Source organism: Pseudomonas sp. St290, from assembly GCF_018325805.1.
GTDB classification, from domain to species: Bacteria; Pseudomonadota; Gammaproteobacteria; order Pseudomonadales; family Pseudomonadaceae; genus Aquipseudomonas; species Aquipseudomonas bijieensis.
Genome location: NZ_AP014703.1, coordinates 5,882,644 through 5,904,890, shown reverse-complemented (window position 1 = coordinate 5,904,890; position 22,247 = coordinate 5,882,644). Strand labels below are relative to the sequence as shown.

Below are 22,247 nucleotides of genomic sequence, written 5' to 3'. Positions count from 1 at the left end.
AGCTCAGACAGGTTTGGAACGCATCGCAGTCATCGACTTTGAAACCACCGGCATCACGCCAAGCAGCAGTTGTCGGGCCACCGAAATTGCCGTGGTGATCCTTGAGCAGGGCCGGATCGTCGACCGCTACCAGAGCCTGATGAATGCCGGCGTGCGCGTCCCGGCGTTTATCGAGCAACTGACCGGCATCAGCAATGCCATGCTGCGCAGCGCACCGTCGGCGGAAAAGGTGATGAACGAGGTCAACGAGTTCGTCGGCATCACGCCGCTGCTGGCTCACAACGCTGCGTTCGACCAGAAGTTCTGGGACTTCGAACTGGGGCGAATCAAACGCACCCGCTTGCAGAATTTTGCCTGTTCACTGTTGCTGGCCCGACGCTTGATGCCGGCGGCGCCGAACCACAAACTCGGCACCCTCAACGCGTTCGCTGGCCTGCCCCACACCGGCCAGGCTCACCGGGCCATGGCCGACGCCGAAATGGCCGCCAACCTCACCGCGCACCTGGCCTCGGAACTGCGGCAAAAGCATGGGCTGCGGGAGTTGTCCCATGATTTGCTGTGCAGCTTGCAGAAAGTGCCGGCGGCGAAGATCAACGAGCATCTCAAGCGGCATCGCGGGTTCTAAACACACCACAAAACAAAAACTGTGGGAGCGAGCCTGCTCGCGATAGCGTTGGATCAGCCAACATCAATGTCGACTGACATACCGCAATCGCGAGCAGGCTCGCTCCCACAGTTTTGATTTGTGTTGGGTCGTTTATTTCCCGTTGCCTTCCAGCTGCCCCAACGGCACACGCTTTTCAATGGCGCTGGACAGCACGATCGAGGTCTTGCTGAAGCCGAACTTGGCGATGCGGTTGATCAGCTCTTCCAGCTCCGGCATAGAACCGACCGCCGCTTGCATGATCACGCACGGATCGCCGGTCACCCGATGGCATTCGGTCAGTTGTGGGATCTTGCACAGTTCGTCGTAAGTCTTCTGTTTACCGTGCTGGTCCATCCGCAGTTCGATGACGCATTGGATCGGCAGGCCGATTTTCGCCATGTCGACTTTGGCCTGATAGCCGGTAATTACGCCGCTGGTTTCCAGCTTGCTGACTCGCTCGGCCACGGCGGGGGCCGACAGGTTCACTTTGCGGGCCAGTTCGGCGTAGGACGCACGACCGTTTTCCAACAAAGCGCTGAGCAGCATGCGGTCGTATTTATCCACGGTTTGGCTTCCGATGACATGACTTTCGAAAGCATGGTTTATAGCGTTTATCTCCGTGCTTTGAAAAGTGTATGGGTTGGATAAACAGGTTTTGTAACTTATTTTCCGTCTGTCGCCTTTCTAGAATAGCGTCTCTCATTGTCCTGACTTCGAGCCGACCATGCCTGGCCCACGCCGTTTTCCTTTGCCATTGATCGCTGCCTTTTTCGCCTTGTACGTCATCTGGGGGTCGACCTACCTGGTGATTCGCATCGGTGTCGAGCATTGGCCGCCGCTGTTGCTGGCGGGGTTCCGTTTCGTGCTGGCCGGTTCGCTGATGTACGGCTTCCTGCGCTGGCGTGGAGCGCCGGCACCGACTTGGGCGCAATGGAAGGCCGGGGCCATCATTGGTGTGCTGTTGCTCAGTTTCGGTAACGGTGCGGTGAGTGTGGCCGAGCACACGGGCGTGGCATCCGGGGTCGCTGCGCTGGCGGTGGCGACGGTACCTTTGTTTACCCTGCTCTGCGGCTACTTCTGGGGCGCGCGCAATACCCGTCTGGAATGGGCGGGGATTGTGCTGGGGTTGATCGGCATCGCCATGCTCAATCTCGGTTCGAACCTGCAATCGAGCCCGTTGGGCGCGACCTTGCTGGTGTTCGCGGCAGCGTCCTGGGCCTTCGGTTCGGTGCTGAGCAAGCACCTGCCGTTGCCGGCGGGGGCGATGGCCAGCGCCGTGGAAATGCTGGTGGGTGGCGTGGTGCTGTTGATCGGCAGCGTGGCCAGCGGTGAGCATCTGGACAGTATTCCGCCGTTGGAAGGTTGGTTCGCCCTGGCTTACCTGACCTTGTTCGGCTCGATCGTTGCCTTCAACGCCTACATGTACCTGCTCAAGCATGTACGTCCGGCGGCAGCCACCAGTTATGCCTACGTCAACCCGGCAGTGGCGGTGTTGCTGGGCATTGTGTTCGCCGGTGAGACCATCGGCATCGAAGAAGCCCTGGCGATGCTGGTGATCATCAGTGCGGTGGTGTTGATCGGCTTGCCCCAGTGGCGCAAACCCAAGCCTGCGCCGGCCACATCCTGATTTAGGGTAAACTGCCGCGCATTGCACACCTTGCGCTGATTTTTCCTACGGTATTTCCATGACTTTCGCCACCCTTGGCCTGATCGAACCCTTGCTGCGCGCCCTCGAGACGCTTGGTTACCAGACCCCGACTCCGGTGCAGGCCCAAGCCATGCCGGCAGTGCTGGCCGGTCGCGACTTGATGGCCGCCGCCCAGACCGGTACCGGCAAGACCGCCGGTTTCGCCGTGCCGCTGTTGCAACTGCTGACCACCGAGGGACCGAAAGTCGCGGCCAACTCGGTGCGGGCGTTGATCCTGGTGCCGACCCGCGAGCTGGCCGAACAGGTCCATGAAAGCGTGCGTCAGTACGCGCAAAACTTGCCGCTGAGCACTTACGCTGTGTACGGCGGCGTCAGCATCAACCCGCAGATGATGAAGCTGCGCAAAGGCGTCGACCTGCTGGTCGCCACGCCGGGCCGCTTGCTCGACTTGTTCCGCCAGAACGCGCTGAAGTTCAACCAGTTGCAGACCCTGGTGCTGGACGAAGCCGACCGTATGCTCGACCTGGGCTTCTCCGAAGAACTGGCGAATATCTACAAGGCCCTGCCGAAGAAGCGCCAGACCCTGTTGTTCTCGGCAACCTTTTCCGATGCGATCCGCTTGCTGGCCGGGCAGATGCTCAACGATCCGCTGAGCATTGAAGTGAGTCCGCGCAACGTGGCCGCCAACACCGTCAAGCAATGGGTGGTGACGGTGGACAAGAAGCGCAAGCCGGAATTGTTCGTGCACCTGATGCGCAAGAACAAGTGGAAGCAGGTGCTGGTCTTTGCCAAGACGCGCAACGGCGTCGATGCGCTGGTGGAAAAACTCCAGGGCCTGGGCGTCAACGCCGACGGCATCCACGGTGACAAGCCCCAGGCCACCCGCCAGCGTGCCCTGGACCGCTTCAAGGCCAGCGAAGTGCAGATCCTGGTGGCCACCGATGTCGCCGCCCGTGGCCTGGATATCGAGGATTTGCCGTTGGTGGTGAACTTCGACCTGCCGATCGTCGCCGAAGACTACATCCACCGTATCGGTCGTACCGGTCGGGCGGGCGCTACGGGGCAGGCGATTTCTTTGGTCTGCGCCGATGAAGTGAATCTGCTGTCGGCCATCGAGATGCTGACCCGTCAGACATTGCCCCGGCAGATGGAGCAGGACTTCGAGCCTGAGCATCGGGTGCCGGACACTGATGCCAGTGGCCAGGTCATCAAGAAACCGAAAAAGCCGAAGAAACCAAAGGCCTCGGGCGGTGGTGGCAAGCGCAACCTGGGCAAGTGGGTGGACAGCGGCGATTCCTCGCCTGTGGAACCCTCGGTCAAGCCTGTGCGAAAAGTGCCGGTGTTCAATACCGGGCCGCGTAAGCGTAAGCCTTGATGATCTGCTCTATCTGATAAACCACTTTCGCGAGCAGGCTCGCTCCCACATTCGACCGAGTTCTTTCAGAAAGAATGCGATCACTGTGGGAGCGAGCCTGCTCGCGATGGCCGCGCCTCGATCTTCAATCCAGGCGCTGTAACCACTCCACCATGCCCAACCCCGACGCCCGGCCGCTGGCAAAGCACGCCGTGAGCAGGTAGCCGCCGGTCGGCGCTTCCCAATCGAGCATTTCCCCAGCGCAGAACACGCCAGGCATTTGCTTGAGCATCAGGCGTTCATCCAGGGCTTCGAACGCCACGCCACCGGCGCTGCTGATGGCTTCGTCCAAAGGCCGGGTCTTTACCAGGGTGACCGGCAAGGCCTTGATCGCCTGGGCCAGCCGCGCCGGGTCAGCGAAACAATCGGCGGGTGTGAGCTCGCGCAACAGCGCCGCCTTGACCCCATCGATGCCCAACTGACTGTGCAGGTGCTTGGCCATCGAGCGTGAACCGCGAGGCTTGCTCAGGGCTTGCTGGATTTTGTCCACAGGTCGCCCTGGCAGCAGGTCCAGATGAAGCGTTGCGCTGCCGTGTTGGTTGATCGCTTCGCGAATCGCTGCCGACAACGCATAGATCAAGCTGCCTTCGATGCCCGTGGTGGTGATCACGCATTCGCCGAGGCGCGGCACATCGTCGTTAAGGCCGATGGCGATGTTTTTTAGCGGGGCGCCGGCGAATTTGCTGATCATCAGGTCGCTCCAGGCCTCGACCTCGAACCCGCAGTTGCTCGGTTGCAACGGTGCCAGGGCCACGCCGTGCTGTTCCAGCGCCTGCATCCAGGCGCCGTCAGAGCCCAGGCGTGACCAGCTGCCGCCGCCCAGTGCCAGCAGTGTCGCGTCGGGGCGTAGTGTTTTCTCACCTTCCGGACTGGCTATTCGCAAACTGCCATCGGGGTTCCAACCGAGCCAGCGATGACGGGTGTGGATCACCACGCCGGCATCACGCAGGCGCTTGAGCCAGGCGCGCAACAGCGGGGCGGCTTTCATGTCGGTAGGAAACACTCGCCCGGAACTGCCGACGAAGGTGTCGATGCCCAACCCGTGAATCCATGTGCATAACTCATCCGCACCGAATGCCCGCAGCAGCGGCGCGAGGTTCGGCGCGCGTTCGCCATAGCGGGACAGGAAGGCCGGGAAGGCTTCGGAGTGGGTGATGTTCATGCCGCCAACGCCAGCCAGCAGGAATTTCCTGCCCACCGATGGCATGCCGTCGTACAGGTCGACCTGAAGGCCGGCCTGGCTCAACACCTCGGCCGCCATCAGGCCGGCGGGGCCGCCGCCGATGATGGCGATGTTCGGTGTGGAAGGCTTGGCGGTCGAGGTCATGATTTGAACTGTGGGGGCTGGAATAGGCGGGGCATTCTACCAGCACAGATCCCTGTGGGAGCGGGCTTGCTCGCGAATGCGGTGTGTCAGTGACATAAATATCGACTGGCGCACCGCATTCGCGAGCAAGCCCGCTCCCACAGGAGTAGGTAGGTGCTCTTGAGAGCTGATCAAAAAACAACCAGGACTGCGCAAGCTATAGTCAACACAGCCTGTAGGCCGTTTCGCTCAGGTTATCCACAGGCCGGCCCACAGGCATTGTGGGTAACGCGCCCAGCGTTCAATGACAACCTGATGACGACCAGACCTTTTGTGCGCTGTGGTGCAGGATCCCATGGCGACGGGCCAGGGCCTGGCGGTCCTTGCTGTAGCCGCCGCCGATCACGCCGACCACCGGGATGTCGCGCCCCAGGCAATGGCGCATGACGCTCTCGTCCCGGGCGGCGAGGCCTTCGTCGGTCAGCTTCAGGTAACCGAGGGCGTCGTCCTTGTGGACATCGACGCCGGCGTCGTACAGCACCAGATCGGGCTGGTAGAGCGGCAGCAGATAGTTGAGCGCATCGTCCACCACCTTCAAGTAAGCGGCGTCGCCCATGCCCATGGGCAAGGGGATGTCCCAGTCGCTTTGGGCCTTGCGTGCGGGAAAATTCTTTTCGCAGTGCAAGGAAACTGTCACGGCGTCCGGGGTGTCATGGAGTATTCGGGCGGTACCGTCGCCCTGATGCACATCGCAGTCGAAAATCAGCACCCGCGAGACGCGGCCGCTGGCCAGGAAATAGCGGCTGATCACCGCCAGGTCATTGAAAATGCAAAACCCAGCCGGGTGGTCGTAATGGGCGTGATGGGTGCCGCCGGCCAAGTGACAGGCCAGACCGTGCTCAAGGGCCTGTTCGGCGGCCAGGAGCGAACCACCCACGGCGCGTACCGTACGGCGGGCCAGGGCTTCGCTCCAGGGCAGGCCGAGTCGCCGTTGGTCTTCGCGGGACAACTCGCCGCCCATGTAGCGTTCGATATAGCCACGGTCGTGGGCCACGGCGAGGATATCTGGCGGACACAGCGCCGGGCGCAGCAGGTCGGCGTCGCGGGTCAGACCGCTGTCCACCAGGTGATCGCGCAGCAGGCGAAACTTATCCATGGGGAAACGATGTTCCGCCGGGAATTCGGGACTGTAGTCTTCGTGATAGATCAGTGGCAGCGGCATGGTGTTTTCAGTGGTGATTATGTGACGGATCCTACCAGCGTTGTAGACTCTGGGGCATGGAAGGGGAGTGAAGATGGAGCCGATACTGGAACTGGAAAGCGCACGGCTGCTGTTGCGGCAGTGGCGTGACGAGGACTTGCCGGAATTTGCCGCCATGTGCGCAGACCCACAGGTGATGCGTTATTTCCCCGCGCCCTTGAGCCGCCTGGAAAGCGCCGCCCTGATCGGTCGCGTGCGTGGGCATTTCGCCGAGCATGGTTTTGGTTTGTGGGCCCTGGAGCGCAAGGACACCGGGGCCTTCATTGGCTTTACCGGGCTCGGTGTGGTCGGGTTCGACGCGCCGTTCACACCGGCCATCGAGATCGGCTGGCGTCTGGCGCGGGAGCACTGGGGGCTGGGCTATGCCAGCGAGGCGGCGTGGACCGCACTGCGCTGCGCCTTCGACCAGTTGTTGCTGGACGAAGTGGTGGCGTTCACTGCTGTGGATAACCTGCCGTCGCAAAAGGTCATGCAGGCCATTGGCATGCAGCACGACCCGGCTGACGACTTCGAACACCCAAAGCTCGCGGTCGGGCATCCATTGCGTCACCATGTGCTCTATCGCATCAACCGTGAACAGTGGCTACAGACCCTGCACGGTTAGCCGACACGGACGTTTACAATGCCCGCCACAATGGCCCGGGCCAACAATCGATCCACCGCCGCAGCGCAGACTGCGCGGTGTTGCGCTGTGTGAGGAAAGTCTGAATGAGCCACGTGTTGGAAGATCTGGTCGACCTGCTGACCCTGGAACCGATCGAAGAAAACCTGTTTCGCGGTCGCAGCCAGGATCTGGGGTTCCGTCAGTTGTTCGGTGGCCAAGTGCTGGGTCAGTCGTTGTCGGCGGCCAGCCAGACCGTGGAGGAGGCGCGTCATGTGCACTCAATGCACGGTTATTTCCTGCGTCCGGGTGATGCCGCACTGCCGGTGGTCTACCAGGTGGACCGGGTGCGTGATGGCGGCAGTTTCAGCACCCGCCGGGTGACGGCGATCCAGAAGGGCAACCCGATTTTCACCTGCAGTGCGTCGTTCCAGTATGACGAACAGGGCTTTGAGCACCAGAGCAGCATGCCGCAAGTCGTCGGGCCGGAGAACCTGCCGTCCGAGTTGGAGCTGACCCAGCAGCGCGCGCACCTGTTGCCTGAGCACATGCGCGAAAAACTGCTGTGCCCCAAGCCGATCGAGGTGCGCCCGGTCACCGAAAAAGACCCTTACAACCCGCAACCGGCCGATCCGATCAAGTACGTGTGGTTCCGCGCCGATGGCGCCCTGGCCGATTCGCCAGCGTTGCACAAATACCTGCTGGCCTACGCCTCGGACTTCGGCCTGTTGACCACTTCGCTGCTGCCCCACGGCAAATCGGTGTGGCACAAGGATATGCAGGTCGCCAGCCTCGACCACGCCCTGTGGTTCCACGCCGACCTGCGCGCCGATGATTGGCTGCTCTACGCCATGGACAGTCCATGGGCCGGCAATTCCCGCGGGTTCTCCCGGGGCAGCGTGTTCAACCGCGCCGGGCAACTGGTGGCCTCGGTGACCCAGGAAGGCCTGATCCGCCATCGCAAGGACTGGGCATGAGCCTGGCCGACGTTCGACACTGGGTATTCGACATGGACGGCACGCTGACCATCGCCGTGCATGATTTCGCGGCGATCCGCGTGGCCCTGGCGATTCCGGCCGAAGATGACATCCTCACCCACCTGGCGGCGTTGCCGGCCGATGAAGCCGCGGCCAAGCATGCCTGGCTGCTGGAGCACGAACGGGACCTGGCGTTGGGCTCCAAGCCCGCACTGGGGGCGGTCGAGTTGGTGCGCGAACTGGCGGCGCGTGGCGTTCGCTTGGGAATCCTGACCCGCAACGCCCGCGAGCTGGCCCACGTGACCCTTGAAGCCATCGGCCTGGCGGACTGTTTCGCCGTGGAAGATGTGCTGGGCCGCGACGAAGCACCGCCCAAGCCTCATCCCGGTGGCCTGTTGAAACTGGCCGAGGCCTGGAACGTGGCACCTGAGACGATGGTGATGGTCGGTGACTACCGTTTCGACCTGGACTGCGGGCGTGCTGCTGGGGCGCGGACGGTGCTGGTGAACCTGCCGGACAATCCATGGCCGGAGCTGACGGATTGGCATGCGCGCGATTGTGTCGAGTTGCGGCGGATGCTTTTGGCTTGAGGGTTGTATTGTCTGATCGATCGTTATCGCGAGCAGGCTCGCTCCCACAAGGGGATTTCTGTTGATCGCAGAATTTGTGTCCACACCAGATCTACTGTGGGAGCGAGCCTGCTCGCGATGAGGTTCTGGCATTCGCTAAAAAACTCACTGACCAAACAACACCCTCAACCCCTCAGGCGAAGTCAGCATCCCATTCCCGTTATGCCCCACCCCCGGCACTTCGATCAGCCGCTGGTTCAACCCCTCGGGATGACGCCGGGTCAGGTAGTCGAAAAAGAAATGCCCGCGCAGTAACCGATACGGCCCCTGGGTCTGCGCTTCGCAGCCCTTATCCAGCGCCGGATGCTCCGGGTCGACGTCCAGTTGCCCGAGCAGATAAACGATGTCGCGCTTGACGTAGTTATCTTCCAGTTGCGCGGGCATTTGCCCCGCCGCGTAGGCGGGCAAGTTCTGCAGGCCATATTTCCAGTGGTTGAAGCCAGGGCAACTGGCAGGGTCGAAAGCCATGGGGCGTTGGGCATCGAAGTAGGCATAGGACGACGGGTTGGCGATGACAAAGCGTGGCTCTATCCGATATTGACCGTGGGCGAGCAGGGCATAGCGCTGCACGACCTGGGCGCCGCCGGAATGGCCGGCGATGACGATTTCTTTCACTTCGGGAAACTGCTGCCGGTCACTGACGCGCGCAACGATGTCGTCCAGAACCTGGTAGGAACTGACCGGATTGGGCCCTGTGGACAGGCCTCCGGCCATCCAGTCGTTGCCGTGCCAGCGCAGGACGTCATTGGGTAGCGTGTGGCGAGCCACGTCCTGCTCATTGAGGAACTGCGGGGCGATGATCAGGGTGGTGCCCAGTTGCCCGGCCTGCCCGGCAGCCTTTTCGGCGCTGTGCAGATAGGTGTCGGCATTGCGCAGCCGACCGTGGAGGATGATCAGCACACGCTGGATAGACGCCGGGGGCGGGCTCACGGCGACGGCCATGGCGCCGCCTTTGAGTTGCAGGCGCCCTTGGGCGACCACCTTGACGCTGTGTTCCTCGGCCTGGACCACGGCGCAGCACAGCACCAGCCCGATCAATGCTCCCCACTTCATCTACAGGGTTTTCGCCGCGAACGTGTCGCACTGGCTGACCTGGCCCTGGGCGAAGCCGGTCTTGAACCAGCGCACTCGTTGTGCCGAAGTGCCATGGGTGAAGGAGTCCGGTACCACGCGGCCCTGGCCTTGTTGCTGCAAGCGGTCATCACCGATGGCATTGGCGGCGTTCAAGGCCTCCTCGATGTCCCCCGGCTCCAGCCAGTTCAGGCGTTTTTGCGCATGGTTGGCCCACACGCCGGCCAGGCAGTCGGCTTGCAACTCCTGACGTACCAATAAGCCTCCATCACCTTCCATCTGCCGACCTTGTTGTCGGGCTTCCTGGATTTTCGCCGACACGCCGAGCAGGGTCTGCACATGGTGTCCGACTTCGTGGGCGATGACGTAGGCCTGGGCGAAGTCCCCGGCGGCAGCGAAGCGTTGGGACATTTCCTTGAAGAAGCTCATGTCCAGGTAAACCTGGCGATCGGCCGGGCAATAGAACGGACCGGTCGCCGAAGAGGCGAGACCGCAGGCCGAGTTGACCCGACCGCTGAACAACACCAGTTTCGGTTGTTGGTATTGGCGTCCGGCTTGCTGGAAGACCTGGCCCCAGGTGTCTTCGGTGTCGCCGAGGATCGAGCGCACGAATTCGGCCTGTTCATCGTTGGCCGGTGGCGCCTGGCGGGTTTGTGAGGAGGTGGGCGCAGAGGTCTGGTCCATCTGCCCGGCCAGTTGTCCGAGAATCTGCATCGGATCCTGGCCGGTGATCCAGCCAATGCCGACGATCAGAATGATGGCCGTCAGGCTCAAGCCCTTGCCGCCGCCGAAGCGCATCCCGCCACCGCCCCCACCGTCACCGCGAGCGTCCACCACGTTGTCACTGCGGCGACCTTTTTTCCATAACATGTGGGCGTTCCTCTGATTGACCGGAGTGTCACTGTACTGCCGTTGCGGTGAGTCTAGCTTTTGGGGCGTCAGGATGCGCGTGACGCCTGAGCTTTCAGGCAATCATCGCGGGGTTTGGTTCATCAGGGCATGAATGAATGGCTCACCGGTTCCAGAATTTGAATTACACTTTGCATATTCTGGAACTTGCGAACATTACATCTGGATTTCTCATGGCCGGCAGTCAAATCGAACGGGTTTTCAATGTGCTGGAAAGCCTCGCCAGCGATCCTCGCGGGTGGCCGCTGCTCGGCTTGGCCGAACAGTTGCAGATCCCCAAGAGTGCCACCCATCGTTTGCTCGCCGAACTGATGCGCCTGGGCTATGTGCGCCAGAATCCCGAGAACCTGCGTTATCACTTGTCGACCCGCCTGGTTGCCATGGGTTTTCGCTATCTGTCGCGAAGCGGTGCCGACATCGTGCAGCCAGTGCTCGATCGCCTGGCACGGGAAACGGGTGAACTGGTGCGCCTGGGTGTCATCGAAGGGGAGTGCCAGACCTGGATCGCCAAGTCTCAGGGGGCCCGTTCCGGCTTGCGCTACGACCCGGACATGGGGCGTGAGACGCCGTTGTTCTATACCGCGTCGGGCCATGCCTGGCTGGCGTGCATGAGTGATGCCGAGGCGTTGGCGATGGTGGCGCGCCAGGCCGTGCAAATGCCGGCGGACGCCGGGCCGAACGCGCCACGCAGCAAGGCTGAACTGCTCCAGTACCTGCACCAGGCTCGTGAGCAAGGTTATGCCTGTGTCGAGGAAAGCTCGGCGATCGGCACGTCGGCCATTGCCGCTGTGGTCCGTCATCCATTGGATGGCCGGGTCATGGGTGTGCTGAGTGTTGCCGGGCCCAGCGCTCGGATGACACGGGCACGCCTGCATGAGCTGGCACCGACCTTGCTGGTATTTGCGGAGGAGTTGTCGCAAGCCAGCCAGGCCTCGGAGTTGTTCAGCTGAATCCACGGTCGCAGATATTGGTTCTTCCCTACACACGTAACGCAGGATTCCTACATGACCGTCAGCACCCCGCTTTCCGGCGTCAATCAGGCCTTCAAGGGCATCCTGCTTATTCTCTGTGCGACGTTCCTGTTCTCCAGCCATGACGCCCTGTCGAAGTATCTCTCGGGTTTCTATCCGATCATCATGGTGGTGTGGGCCCGATACGTGGTGCATACGTTACTGATGGCAGGTATTTTCCTGCCGCGCTCGGGGCTGCGGGTCCTGCGGACCAAGCGTCCTCTGTGGCAACTGGCCCGGGCCCTATGCCTGCTGGGGACCAGCCTGTTCTTCACCACGGCCCTGATGTATATCCCGTTGGCCGAGGCGACCGCGGTCAACTTCCTGGCCCCGGTGCTGGTCACCGCGCTGTCGGTGCCATTGTTGGGCGAGCATGTGACGCGTGGCCAATGGATCGCGGTGATCTTCGGTTTTATCGGGGTGTTGATCATCGTCCATCCGGGCGGGGATCTGTTTACGCCGGCGGTGTTGTTGCCGTTCTGTTCGGCGCTGTTTTTCTGCTTCTACCAGTTGCTCACGCGCAAGCTCAGTGAGATCGACAGCCCGACCACCAGCAACTTCTTCGCCGGCCTGTGCAACACCTTGGTGATGAGCGCACTGGTGCCGTTCTTCTGGCAGGTGCCGAGCCTGTTGCACGGGGCGATGATGCTGGCGCTGGGGGCTTGCGGGATGACGGCGCACCTGATGCTGACCCAGGCCTTCCGCTTTGCCGCCCCGGCGCTGCTCGCGCCGTTCGGGTACTGCCAGATCGTGTTTGCCGGGTTGCTGGGCTGGTTGCTGTTCAACCACACGCCGACGCTGACCACGGTGGTGGGTATCGCTCTGATTTGCTTGAGTGGGCTGGCGGCGGCGTGGCAACAGCGGCGGAGCTAACGCGGACTGTGGGGGATCGATTGTGATTTCTGTGATAGGTAACTTACGTTGGAGTTAAAATGATATCCGGGCGTTTTTTGTCCAGGGTGCAGATATCCAATGATTAATTTATAAGTGCCAAGTGTCACTCATTAGTTGGTGATTACAGTTTTAGATTGTTTGGTGATTGAGGTGGATACGAAAAGCTCTAACGGGTCGCTGCATTACTAATGTTATGCCGGAAATATTATTTTGATATAAGTCAGTTGTGTTTCTTGAAAAAGTTTTATAAAAAACTGTTATTTTCTACAGTGGTCAGAGTTGCTTTCAACCCACACCATTCGGCGACAGGGCTAGTTTCCTAGTTGGGTAATCTAATCCGGCCGTTTACCTAGGGGATCCAAAGAGAGCATCATTCATGTTCGGAAATCATGCTGCGGCGTCTAGTGAGTTATCGAACTACAGCCATCCTCCTTTACAGCATCTCGCTGTGATCCTGGATGGTAATCGGCGCTGGGCAGAGAGACGCGCTTTGCCAGTGGTCGAAGGGTATCGTCAGGGAGGGAGGACCGTTGTTGAGCTTCTTAACTGGTGCGATGCTTGCCGTATACCCCGAGTTACTCTATGGCCCCTATCATTGGAAAATCTCAAGCGTGACCCGAAAGAGGTTGCCGCGTTGCTGGGTGTGATTGTCGATGTAATTCATGCGTTGGCTGCTATTGGCCGCTGGCGCCTGAGCTTCGTCGGTCAGCTTTGTAAATTGCCTACCTCAGTTATTCAAGCCATCGAAAAGGCACAGGGCACTGCGCGGATTGGAAGCGGAATGTATGTAGACATCGCTATTGCATACAATGGTCGAGATGAAATTGTCTCCGCGTTCAAGAGTATCTTGCTCGAGAGTATGGCTGCTGGATCGCTTGCGCAGTTGGCCGAGACCTTGAGTCTAGAAGATATAAACACTCACCTTTACAGCGCTGGAAAGCCAGACCCTGACCTGATCATTCGCACATCTGGTGAACATCGCCTATCAGGGTTCATGCCTTGGCAGAGTACGTATTCTGAATTTCATTTTTCGTCCGTTTGCTGGCCAGAGTTCGGTAAGGACGACTTTGATGCAGCCATCAATAGCTATCTGCAAAGACAGCGACGGTTTGGCGCATAAACTCACTGTTTTCAGGCGTACTTGTCATGAATACGATGAACAAGCTGATGCTCCCGCGATTGAACTACCCCTTCGTCGCAGAGATTCATTCCCGATCGAGCCAGGTGGAAGACGGCATGGTTCGCTGGATGGTGGGATTTGGGTTGCTGGCGGACCCGGACCTCGCGCGTGCCATTCAATTCGGTCGTTTTGGCGAATTCACCAGCCGTGAATACCCAACTGCGACCGATGACGGATTGCAGTTGATAACCGATATTTTCGGCTGGTTATTTGCGCTGGATGACATGGTTGGAGATACCGGTATGTTTGGCCAAAGTCCTGCTCATCTGAGCCGATTTTTTCTATGGGTACGGGAGATTATGGATCGCTCGAGTTCAACCCAGCATGACGCGCTCGGCGCGCTGATAATCGAAAATTGCACCATTGAGCAAGTTCACCTTTGCCAGGCGCTTGGATCGGCAACCGCGAATATTTGGCAAAGGATGGAAGCGTGCTGCTCGCCGCCCCAATACATGCGATGCGTTGAGGCAGCGACCTATTATTTTTTTGGATTGATATGGGAGGCCGGTTGGCATTCGCTCCGCTGCACACCAAGTGCAACGGAATATCTCGTGGGAAGACGCTTCACGACTGCAACGCCTTTCGGCCTGGCTTTACAAGACGTCGCAGCAGGCTACGAAGTGCCTCCAATGGAGTATCACCGAATTGACATTCGCGAACTCAACGCGCTCGTTACCCTCATTACTGCGCTGTGCAATGATATTTTTTCGTTTCCCAAAGAGCGAGATGAACCGCGGGTAATAGCCCTCAACTTTCCTGCAGTGCTCATCGAGCATGAGGGCGCGCGGGCGCAGGAAGCGCTGGAGAGAACAGCACAATTGCATAATCAATTGATTGAACAGTACCTCACCCTGGAGGCCGCCGCGCGCCACGGTGCTAGCCCTCAGTTGCTGCGCTTCCTGGCGGCAATGCGGTCGAAAATGAGAGGGCATTACGACTGGGCACGTCATTCGCCACGTTATCGACTCGAACATTACTTCACTGGGCTGGATATGACTTGATGCAACGCCAGACCCTCCGCCGTCGCAGCTGTACGCGGGTTAGCAAACCGGTCAACAGGAAAATCAGCGCACCCCCATGACCAAATGCCACTAACGCCATCTATCAAATGTGGGAGAGGGCTTGCCCGGGCAAGCCTTGCTCCCACATTGGGATGAATAACTCTGGGCTGACCGGTATCAGTTTTCCAGCGTCGGCACCTTGCGCGGCGCCATGAAGTACAGCCAGGTCAGGGCAATGAAGTACATCGCCGGAATCAGCGTGAACAGCACGGTGTAGTTGTTATTGGTGATCGTCAGGATGTGGCCCACCAGTTGGGTCATGAACATCCCGCCGATGGCCGCGCACATGCCGCCGAAGCCGAACACCGTGCTCATCATGTGCTTGGGCGTGTAGTCCATCACCAGGCTCCAGATGTTGGCAGTCCAGGCCTGGTGCGCGCCGATGGCCAGGGAAATGGCAAACACCGCCATCCACAGGTTGCTTGCGCCGGCCGCCATGATCACGCCGATGATGCAGCAGGCGAACAGCAGCATGGACACCAGTCGCGCCTTGATCGGATTGAGGCCGCGACCGATCAGGAACGAAGACAGGATGCCGCCGCCCACGCTGCCGAAGTCGGCGGTGAGGTAGATGATGATCAACGGGATGCCCATCTGGGTCACGTTGATGCCCAGGTTGTATTGCTGGTTCAGGAACGGCGGCAGCCAATACAGGTAGAACCAGAACACCGGTGCGGTGATCGAGTAGGCCAGGGCGAAGGCCCAGGTGCCCCGCATGCGCAGGATCCGGGAGAACGGCACGCGGACCTGGTCCGGTTCGTCCTGGGCCTGGATGTAGTCCAGTTCCGACTGTTTGACGCGGGGATGATCTTCCGGGTTGAAGTATTTCAGGCCCCAGAACAGCAGCCAGATCCCGCCCAGCGCGGCCATGCACAGGAACGCGGCCTGCCAGCCCCATACGTGCAGGACCAGCGGCAGCAACATCGGGGTGAACATCGCGCCGACGTTGGTCCCGGCGTTGAAAATGCCAGTGGCCACCGCCCGTTCACCGGCCGGGAACCACAGCCGCGTGGTCTTCACGCAGGCCGGGTAGTTGGCAGCTTCGGTCAGGCCCAGGATAAAGCGGCAGACCATGAAGCCCACCGCCGAGGTGGCCAGGCCATGGGCGCCGGTCGCCAGGCTCCAGAGCAGCACGGCGCAGAAGAACACGCGCTTGACGCCGATCCGGTCGATCAGCCGCCCTTGCAACACGAAGCCGACGGCATAACCGACCTGGAACCAGAAGTTGATGTTGGCGTAATCCATCGCCGTCCAGCTCATTTCCTTGGCAAGGATCGGCTGCATCACGCCCAGGGCGGCGCGGTCGATGTAGTTCAGGGTGGTGGCAAAAAACACCAGGGCGAGCATGCCCCAACGGGTCTTGCCTACGGCCATGGCGCCGCGGATCTTGTCACCGATGCCACTGGTCGAGACACCCAGGCCGGGGGCCAGGCGGGAGCTTTGGGAAGGAATCATAGCGGGTACCCGTTTTTGAAATTCTTATGGTTGGTCTGGGTCTGTCCATTGATGCCGGCGGCCAGGGCCTGCGTCAATGTGGGAGCGATGGTGCGCAGTGAGCAAAAAATCGTCAATTCGGCAATCGGCATTTTGTTCGATAATCGCCCAAAAAACTAACTGGATGGTACATATTAAATTGCTGAAAGAAACCGGCAGCTCAATAATCGGCTGACTCTTTAAAAAGCGGCGCACCTTTTGTAGCCGATGCCTGTCCCGGGAGCCGAAGTCATGCAGCGTTCCATTGCCACCGTGTCCTTGAGCGGTACCTTGCCGGAAAAACTCGAAGCCATTGCCGCCGCCGGTTTTGACGGGGTGGAAATCTTCGAGAACGACCTTCTCTATTACGATGGCAGCCCTCGGGAAATCAGGCAGATGTGCGCCGATCTGGGCATTGCCATCACCTTGTTCCAACCGTTTCGTGACTTCGAAGGCTGCCGCCGCGATCGCCTGGCGCGCAACCTGGAGCGCGCCGAGCGCAAGTTCGACCTGATGCAGGAGCTGGGCACCGATCTGGTGCTGGTGTGCAGCAACGCCTCGGCCGACAGCGTCGGTGATGAACAGATCCTGGTCGATGACCTGCGCTTGCTCGCCGAACGCGCCGGTGCGCGTGGCTTGCGTATCGGTTACGAAGCGCTGGCCTGGGGGCGGCACGTCAATACGTATCAACAGGTCTGGAACATCGTGCGCCAGGCCGATCACCCCAGCCTCGGCGTGTTGCTCGACAGCTTCCACACCTTGTCCCTCAAGGGCGATCCGAGTGCGATTGCCGAGATCCCCGGCGAGAAAATTTTCTTCGTACAAATGGCCGACGCGCCGATCCTGGCGATGGATGTGCTGGAGTGGAGTCGGCATTTCCGCTGCTTCCCCGGGCAGGGTGAATTCGATTTGCCTGGCTTCCTGGCGCCGATCATCAAGAGCGGCTACACCGGGCCGTTGTCCCTGGAAATCTTCAACGACGGCTTCCGCGCCGCGCCGCCACGGGCCAATGCCGCCGACGGTCTGCGCTCGCTGCTGTACCTGGAAGAAAAGACCCGCCAGCGCCTGGCCGAAGAAGCGCCGTCCACCGGCAATGCCGATATCCTTTTCGCCACACCGCCGGCGAGTGAATACAACGGCATCGAGTTTCTCGAGTTTGCTGTGGACGATAACCTCGGCGCCAAACTGTCCCATTGGCTGGAGCGGCTGGGCTTCGTCAAGGCCGGTCAGCATCGCTCCAAGAATGTGAGCCTGCTGCGCCAGGGCGATATCAACCTGATCCTCAACACTGAGCCGTACTCCTTCGCCCACAGCTTCTTCGAAGCTCATGGACCATCGTTGTGCGCCACTGCCGTGCGGGTGAAAAACAGCGCCAGTGCCCTGGAACGGGCGGTGGCCTACAAGGGTCAGCCTTATCGCGGGTTGGTGGGCCCCAACGAACTGGAACTGGCGGCGGTGCGTGCCCCGGACGGCAGCCTGATCTACCTGGTGGATCAGGAAGCCGACGTTTACGGCACCGATTTCAACTTGCAGCCCGGTGCCGTGATTGGCGCCGGACTCAAGCGCATCGATCACATGGCGATGGCGCTGCCGGCCGACAGCCTCGACAGTTGGGTGCTGTTCTACAAGAGCCTGCTGGATTTCGAGGCCGATGACGAAGTCGTCTTGCCCGACCCTTATGGCCTGGTAAAAAGCCGTGCGTTGCGTAGCCGCTGCAGTTCGATCCGCTTGCCGCTGAACATTTCCGAGAACCGCAATACCGCGATCTCACACGCGCTGTCGAGTTATCGCGGCTCCGGCGTGCATCACATCGCTTTCGACTGCGACGACATCTTCGCCCAGGTCAGCCGTGCCAAGGAAGCTGGTGTGCCGTTGCTGGACATCCCGCTCAACTACTACGACGACCTGGCGGCGCGGTTCGATTTCGATGATGAGTTTCTCAGCGAGCTGGCGTATTTCAACGTGCTGTACGACCGCGACGCCCAGGGTGGCGAGCTGTTTCACGTCTACACCGAGCCGTTCGAGGGGCGGTTTTTCTTTGAAATCATCCAGCGCAAGAACGGTTATGCCGGTTACGGCGCGGCCAACGTCGCGGTGCGCCTGGCGGCCATGGCCAAGTCCCGCAGCGGTGGCTTGCGGCACGCCAAGTTGTAGGGAAATCGTAAATGCGGCGGTAAAGGGCAATGCTGTGGCTTCCTTCACTGCACGGTGCGGCCCATAATCGCCAGCCTGTGCAGTGATGGCCGTGAGCCCCGCAATGACTATGAATCCAGAGCTTTCCGCAGCGCTCGACGAACCCGTCGCCACGCCGCGCAAGAGTCGCAAGAACAACCCGGAGAAGACCCGGGAGAACATTCTTCAGGAAGCCATCGTCGAGTTCGTCCAGCAAGGCCTGGCTGGCGCCCGGGTCGACGCCATCGCCGAGCGCATCCACACCTCCAAGCGCATGATCTACTATTACTTCGGCAGCAAGGAGCAGTTGTACGTCGAGGTGCTGGAAAAACTCTACGGGGATATCCGCACCACCGAGAGTCGTCTGCACCTGGCCGAGCTGGCCCCGGTCGACGCGATCCGGCGCCTGGTGGAGTTCACCTTCGACCACCATGACCGTAATGTGGATTTCGTGCGCATTGTCTGCATCGAGAACATCCACAACGCCGAATACGTGAAGCAGTCAGGCGCGATCAAGGCGATGACCAATACCATCCTCGATTCCCTGGGCGTGATCCTGCGGCGCGGTGCTGAAGAGGGCGTATTCCGTCCTGATCTCCAACCCCTGGACGTGCACTTGCTTATCAGTTCTTTCTGCTTTTACCGTGTGTCCAACCGCCAGACGTTCGGCGAGATCTTTCAGATCGACCTGTCGGATGAAGCGGTCAAGCAGCGGCATCGGCGGATGGTTTGTGAGTCGGTGTTGAGATACTTGCAGGCCTGATTCTGGAAACCTTGTGGGAGCGAGCCTGCTCGCGATAGCGGTATGCCAGTCAAGTCGATGCTGGCTGATCCACCGCTATCGCGAGCAGGCTCGCTCCCACAGGGGAGTATCACTAGACCTTAATGATTCATGCTCTGGAAATGCGCCAGCATCCGTTGTGCATCCGGCGCCACGCCGCTGAACAGTTCGAACGCCTTCACCGCTTGGAACACGGCCATGTTGCCGCCGTCCAGCGTGCGGCAGCCGAGGGCACGGGCGTTGCGCAGCAGTTCGGTTTCCAGTGGGAAGTAGACGATTTCCGCGACCCACAACTCGCCCCGCAACAGCTCGACCGGTACCGGCATGCCCGGTAGTTTTGCCATGCCCATGGGCGTGGTGTTCACCATGCCGTCGGCATCGGCCATGGCGCTGGCCAAGTCATGCCCGGCCCGGGCGCGGCCTGCGCCGAAGTGTTGGTTGAGGTTATTAGCCAGGGCCTCGGCACGGCTGACTTCGACGTCAAAAATGCTCAGCGTCTGCACGCCTTCTGCCAGTAGCGCATGGGCCACCGCCGCGCCAGCGCCACCGGCGCCCATCTGGACCACGCGCTGGCGCGCCACATCTCCCAGGCCGCGCCGAAAACCTTCGGCGAACCCCAGGCAGTCGGTGTTGTGGCCAATGCGTTTGCCATTCTTGAGCACCACGGTATTCACTGCGCCAATGCCCCGGGCCTCCGGTGACAGTTCGTCCAGCAATGGGATGATCGCCTGCTTGCAGGGAAAGGTAATGTTCAGGCCGGTGAAGTCCATGCGCTCGGCGGCCTTGAGCAAATCGGGCAGGGCGCCGCTGTCGAGTTTCAGCGCGTCGAGGTCGATCAGCCGATAGAGGTAGCGCATGCCCTGGGCATCGCCTTCACGCTCATGCAGCGCCGGTGTGCGAGACGCCTGGATGCCCGCACCGATCAGGCCGGCCAGCACAGTGATATTCGACATGCTCATCAACCCTTCAAACGCTGACTGAAATGTTCCAGGGCCATGCGATAACCATGGCTGCCAAACCCGCACATCACGCCGATGGCGACCGATGAGACGAAGGAGTGGTGGCGAAAGGTTTCCCGGGCGTGGACGTTGGACAGGTGGACTTCGATGACCGGCACTTCGCTCGCCACCAGGGCGTCGCGGATTGCCACCGAGGTGTGGGTCCAGGCTGCCGGGTTGATGACGATGCCGGCGCATCGGCCGCGTGCGCCATGCACCCAGTCGAGCAACTCGCTTTCCTGGTTGGTCTGGCGAAACTCCACCGCCAGGCCGAATTCTTCGGCGGCGCGGCCGCACAGTGCCGAGATGTCGGCGAGGGTTTCGTGGCCATAAGTTGCCGGCTCGCGGGTGCCGAGCAGGTTCAGGTTCGGGCCGTTGAGCACCAGAACGATAGGCGGCATCGGGATATCTCCATTGTTATTGTGAGCTCGACGGATGGCCGTTGGCTTTTCAGGAGATAAAATGTACCAGTCGGTTAATTTGGTCAATTCGATCGATGAGTACGCTACGACAAAGCTGTTCGGTAATCGAACGTTGGAGTGTCGATGCCCATAAGACGAACGGCGTGGCAACAGGCCTTTTTAAGCTTGCGCCCAACCGGACACGGGCTAGAGTTAAACGACGTTGTTTAATAAAGTCTGAATTTCCCTACGCATTCTGGTCTGCAGTTCTGTCCAGTGGTGAAGACCTTATGGAGTCCGAGCCGTGGAAGAAACACTCATTCTGGTGGATGAGGATGATTGCGAAACCGGTAGTGCGCACAAGTTGTTCATCCATCAACAAGGCCTGCGACATCGGGCGTTCTCGATCTTTATCTTTGACGAGTACGGCCGTTTGCTGTTGCAGCAACGCGCCCTTGGCAAATATCACTCCCAAGGCCTGTGGACCAATACCTGTTGCGGGCATCCACGCCTGGGCGAACAGATCCACGCCGCCGCACAAAGACGTTTGTTCGAAGAGATGGGGCTGAGCTGTCCGCTGAAGAAGGTGGCGTCGCTGCTCTATCGAGAACAGGTATCGGACGATCTGGTCGAGCATGAGTTCGACCATCTGTTTGTGGGGACCTGCGATACTTCACCGATTGCCAATCCCGATGAAGCCCTGGCCTGGGAGTGGGTGCTGCTGTCCGATATTCCCGGGTGCATCGCCGCTGCGCCCGATAGATATACGGTCTGGTTTCGCAAGATCTTCGACACCTACACCCTTGCGGGTATCCGAGCCTGGCAAGCGCTGTCTGTCGATATTCCCTCAATCGGCCATCTGGCCCTTTAGGGCTCATCATCATGCAGAGCGCATACGACACGTTGGCGACGGAGGGTGCCCAGCTCGCCTTTGGCTTTTGGAGGCTGGCGGTGCTGGATCGACTCGAGCGTCAACTCGATGCTCAATTGCCGTGTGTATCAACGCCTCCCATCCGGCTGCATGAAGCCATGCGCTACGCAGTCCTGGGTGGAGGAAAACGGCTGCGCCCATTGTTGTGCCAGGCCAGTGGCGTCGCCCTTGGGGCGGATCGACAGGTTTTGGACACGGTCGGCGCGGCGGTGGAAATGGTCCATGTCAATTCCCTGGTGTATGACGATTTGCCGGCCATGGACGACGATAGCCTGCGCCATGGCCGGCCCAGCGTACATATCCAATTCGACGAGGCCACTGCCATCCTGACCGGCAGCGCATTGTTGATGCAGGCATTCATGACCTTGCGGCACGCACCGGTCTCTTGCGCCCGGCAAGTCTTGTTGATGGAGGAGCTCGCCCGCGCGGCCGGTCCGGACGGCTTGTGTGGCGGACAGATGTTCGATCTGGACAGCCTCGGCACCGTGATCGATATCCCGGCTCTGAATCTGATGCACCGGATGAAGACCGGGGCGCTGATCCGTGCGGCGGTACGCATGGGCGCGCTCTGTGCCGAGCCGGTTGATGCGGATCTCGATGCGCTGGATCGCTACGCGGCAGCTGTAGGCCTGGCATTCCAGATCGTCGATGACATTCTCGATGCCACCCAGGACTCGGCAACGCTGGGAAAAACCGCCGGCAAGGATGCGCAAGACCATAAACCCACCTATGTCTCGGTGTTTGGTCTGGAGCCCTCGCGCCGCCTGGCCTGGCAGTTGAACGAGCAAGCCCATGCCGCTTTGACCTGCTTCGGTGCCCGGGCGTTCTATTTACGTGAGCTGGCTGACTTGATCGTCAAACGCTTGCACTGAGGCAGGAAAAAG

Annotated in this window: 22 protein-coding genes; 14 read left to right on the top strand and 8 right to left on the bottom strand. The window is 60.3% G+C overall.

What is annotated here, in order from left to right; all coding sequences use genetic code 11:
• The first annotated feature begins 13 nt into the window (after positions 1 to 13).
• Positions 14 to 625: a 3'-5' exonuclease gene (locus tag PBDP_RS25865; RefSeq protein ID WP_116833518.1), complete on the top strand. Its 612-nt coding sequence runs from the start codon at positions 14 to 16 to the stop codon at positions 623 to 625.
• 132 nt (positions 626 to 757) lie between these two features.
• On the opposite strand, the gene PBDP_RS25860 is transcribed toward PBDP_RS25865, so the two are convergent.
• Positions 758 to 1,210, bottom strand: a complete 453-nt coding sequence (locus PBDP_RS25860) for an Lrp/AsnC family transcriptional regulator (protein WP_109756256.1) — start codon at positions 1,208 to 1,210, stop codon at positions 758 to 760.
• A 160-nt stretch (positions 1,211 to 1,370) separates the two neighbouring features.
• Between PBDP_RS25860 and yedA the strand changes: the two genes are divergently transcribed.
• Together yedA and rhlE1 are read left to right on the top strand one after the other, a co-directional pair.
• Positions 1,371 to 2,273 (top strand): drug/metabolite exporter YedA, encoded by a 903-nt coding sequence (gene yedA, locus PBDP_RS25855; RefSeq protein ID WP_212801490.1) that lies wholly within the window; start codon positions 1,371 to 1,373, stop codon positions 2,271 to 2,273.
• Between the two features lie 58 nt (positions 2,274 to 2,331).
• On the top strand, positions 2,332 to 3,669 hold the full coding sequence (rhlE1, locus tag PBDP_RS25850; protein ID WP_116833517.1) for an RNA helicase RhlE1: 1,338 nt from the start codon (positions 2,332 to 2,334) through the stop codon (positions 3,667 to 3,669).
• A 124-nt stretch (positions 3,670 to 3,793) separates the two neighbouring features.
• Here the strand turns inward: rhlE1 and PBDP_RS25845 are convergent, their stop codons facing one another.
• Both PBDP_RS25845 and PBDP_RS25840 read right to left on the bottom strand, forming a co-directional pair.
• Positions 3,794 to 5,035: a TIGR03862 family flavoprotein gene (locus PBDP_RS25845; protein ID WP_212801489.1), complete on the bottom strand. Its 1,242-nt coding sequence runs from the start codon at positions 5,033 to 5,035 to the stop codon at positions 3,794 to 3,796.
• A gap of 280 nt (positions 5,036 to 5,315) precedes the next feature.
• Complete coding sequence (locus PBDP_RS25840) at positions 5,316 to 6,236, bottom strand: histone deacetylase family protein (protein ID WP_116833515.1); 921 nt, start codon at positions 6,234 to 6,236, stop codon at positions 5,316 to 5,318.
• 73 nt (positions 6,237 to 6,309) lie between these two features.
• Here PBDP_RS25840 and PBDP_RS25835 point away from each other — a divergent pair, with 73 nt between their 5' ends.
• From PBDP_RS25835 to PBDP_RS25825, 3 genes are all read left to right on the top strand, one after another.
• Entirely contained in the window at positions 6,310 to 6,879 is a 570-nt protein-coding gene (locus tag PBDP_RS25835; protein ID WP_116833514.1) for a GNAT family N-acetyltransferase, read from the top strand.
• Positions 6,880 to 6,983: 104 nt separating this feature from the next.
• Complete coding sequence (gene tesB / locus PBDP_RS25830) at positions 6,984 to 7,853, top strand: acyl-CoA thioesterase II (protein ID WP_003185696.1); 870 nt, start codon at positions 6,984 to 6,986, stop codon at positions 7,851 to 7,853.
• Entirely contained in the window at positions 7,850 to 8,443 is a 594-nt protein-coding gene (locus PBDP_RS25825) for an HAD family hydrolase (RefSeq protein ID WP_212801488.1), read from the top strand. Before tesB ends, PBDP_RS25825 begins: the two co-directional genes overlap by 4 nt.
• Before the next feature lie 144 nt (positions 8,444 to 8,587).
• Here PBDP_RS25825 and PBDP_RS25820 read toward each other — a convergent pair whose 3' ends face one another.
• Positions 8,588 to 9,535 (bottom strand): alpha/beta hydrolase, encoded by a 948-nt coding sequence (locus PBDP_RS25820; protein WP_212801487.1) that lies wholly within the window; start codon positions 9,533 to 9,535, stop codon positions 8,588 to 8,590.
• Positions 9,536 to 10,423 (bottom strand): KPN_02809 family neutral zinc metallopeptidase, encoded by an 888-nt coding sequence (gene ypfJ, locus PBDP_RS25815; protein WP_163856535.1) that lies wholly within the window; start codon positions 10,421 to 10,423, stop codon positions 9,536 to 9,538. It abuts the gene before it with no gap.
• A gap of 212 nt (positions 10,424 to 10,635) precedes the next feature.
• Between ypfJ and PBDP_RS25810 the strand changes: the two genes are divergently transcribed.
• The 4 genes from PBDP_RS25810 (at position 10,636) to PBDP_RS25795 (ending at position 14,547) form a co-directional block, all read left to right on the top strand.
• On the top strand, positions 10,636 to 11,412 hold the full coding sequence (locus PBDP_RS25810; protein ID WP_212801486.1) for an IclR family transcriptional regulator: 777 nt from the start codon (positions 10,636 to 10,638) through the stop codon (positions 11,410 to 11,412).
• A gap of 54 nt (positions 11,413 to 11,466) precedes the next feature.
• Positions 11,467 to 12,345 (top strand): DMT family transporter, encoded by an 879-nt coding sequence (locus PBDP_RS25805; RefSeq protein ID WP_109756246.1) that lies wholly within the window; start codon positions 11,467 to 11,469, stop codon positions 12,343 to 12,345.
• 397 nt (positions 12,346 to 12,742) lie between these two features.
• A complete protein-coding gene (gene uppS, locus PBDP_RS25800) occupies positions 12,743 to 13,486 on the top strand; it encodes a polyprenyl diphosphate synthase (protein ID WP_109756245.1) in 744 nt (247 codons plus the stop codon).
• A gap of 26 nt (positions 13,487 to 13,512) precedes the next feature.
• On the top strand, positions 13,513 to 14,547 hold the full coding sequence (locus PBDP_RS25795; protein WP_212801485.1) for a terpene synthase family protein: 1,035 nt from the start codon (positions 13,513 to 13,515) through the stop codon (positions 14,545 to 14,547).
• Positions 14,548 to 14,724: 177 nt separating this feature from the next.
• Here PBDP_RS25795 and PBDP_RS25790 read toward each other — a convergent pair whose 3' ends face one another.
• Positions 14,725 to 16,062 carry an MFS transporter gene (locus PBDP_RS25790; protein ID WP_109756243.1) on the bottom strand — a complete coding sequence of 446 codons (1,338 nt, stop codon included), beginning with the start codon at positions 16,060 to 16,062 and terminating at the stop codon, positions 14,725 to 14,727.
• Between the two features lie 270 nt (positions 16,063 to 16,332).
• Here PBDP_RS25790 and quiC point away from each other — a divergent pair, with 270 nt between their 5' ends.
• Both quiC and PBDP_RS25780 read left to right on the top strand, forming a co-directional pair.
• Positions 16,333 to 18,234, top strand: coding sequence for a 3-dehydroshikimate dehydratase QuiC (gene quiC / locus PBDP_RS25785; protein WP_109756242.1), 1,902 nt, complete (start codon positions 16,333 to 16,335; stop codon positions 18,232 to 18,234).
• 103 nt (positions 18,235 to 18,337) lie between these two features.
• Complete coding sequence (locus PBDP_RS25780; protein WP_116833506.1) at positions 18,338 to 19,015, top strand: TetR/AcrR family transcriptional regulator; 678 nt, start codon at positions 18,338 to 18,340, stop codon at positions 19,013 to 19,015.
• A 119-nt stretch (positions 19,016 to 19,134) separates the two neighbouring features.
• Here the strand turns inward: PBDP_RS25780 and PBDP_RS25775 are convergent, their stop codons facing one another.
• Entirely contained in the window at positions 19,135 to 19,986 is an 852-nt protein-coding gene (locus PBDP_RS25775; protein WP_502936858.1) for a shikimate dehydrogenase, read from the bottom strand.
• A 5-nt stretch (positions 19,987 to 19,991) separates the two neighbouring features.
• The gene (gene aroQ, locus PBDP_RS25770; RefSeq protein ID WP_109756239.1) at positions 19,992 to 20,432 is read right to left on the bottom strand and encodes a type II 3-dehydroquinate dehydratase; all 441 of its coding nucleotides are present in this window, start codon (positions 20,430 to 20,432) and stop codon (positions 19,992 to 19,994) included.
• A 304-nt stretch (positions 20,433 to 20,736) separates the two neighbouring features.
• Between aroQ and idi the strand changes: the two genes are divergently transcribed.
• Both idi and PBDP_RS25760 read left to right on the top strand, forming a co-directional pair.
• Complete coding sequence (idi, locus tag PBDP_RS25765; RefSeq protein ID WP_109756238.1) at positions 20,737 to 21,303, top strand: isopentenyl-diphosphate Delta-isomerase; 567 nt, start codon at positions 20,737 to 20,739, stop codon at positions 21,301 to 21,303.
• A gap of 11 nt (positions 21,304 to 21,314) precedes the next feature.
• Positions 21,315 to 22,235: a polyprenyl synthetase family protein gene (locus tag PBDP_RS25760; RefSeq protein ID WP_212801483.1), complete on the top strand. Its 921-nt coding sequence runs from the start codon at positions 21,315 to 21,317 to the stop codon at positions 22,233 to 22,235.
• The last annotated feature ends 12 nt before the right edge of the window (positions 22,236 to 22,247 follow it).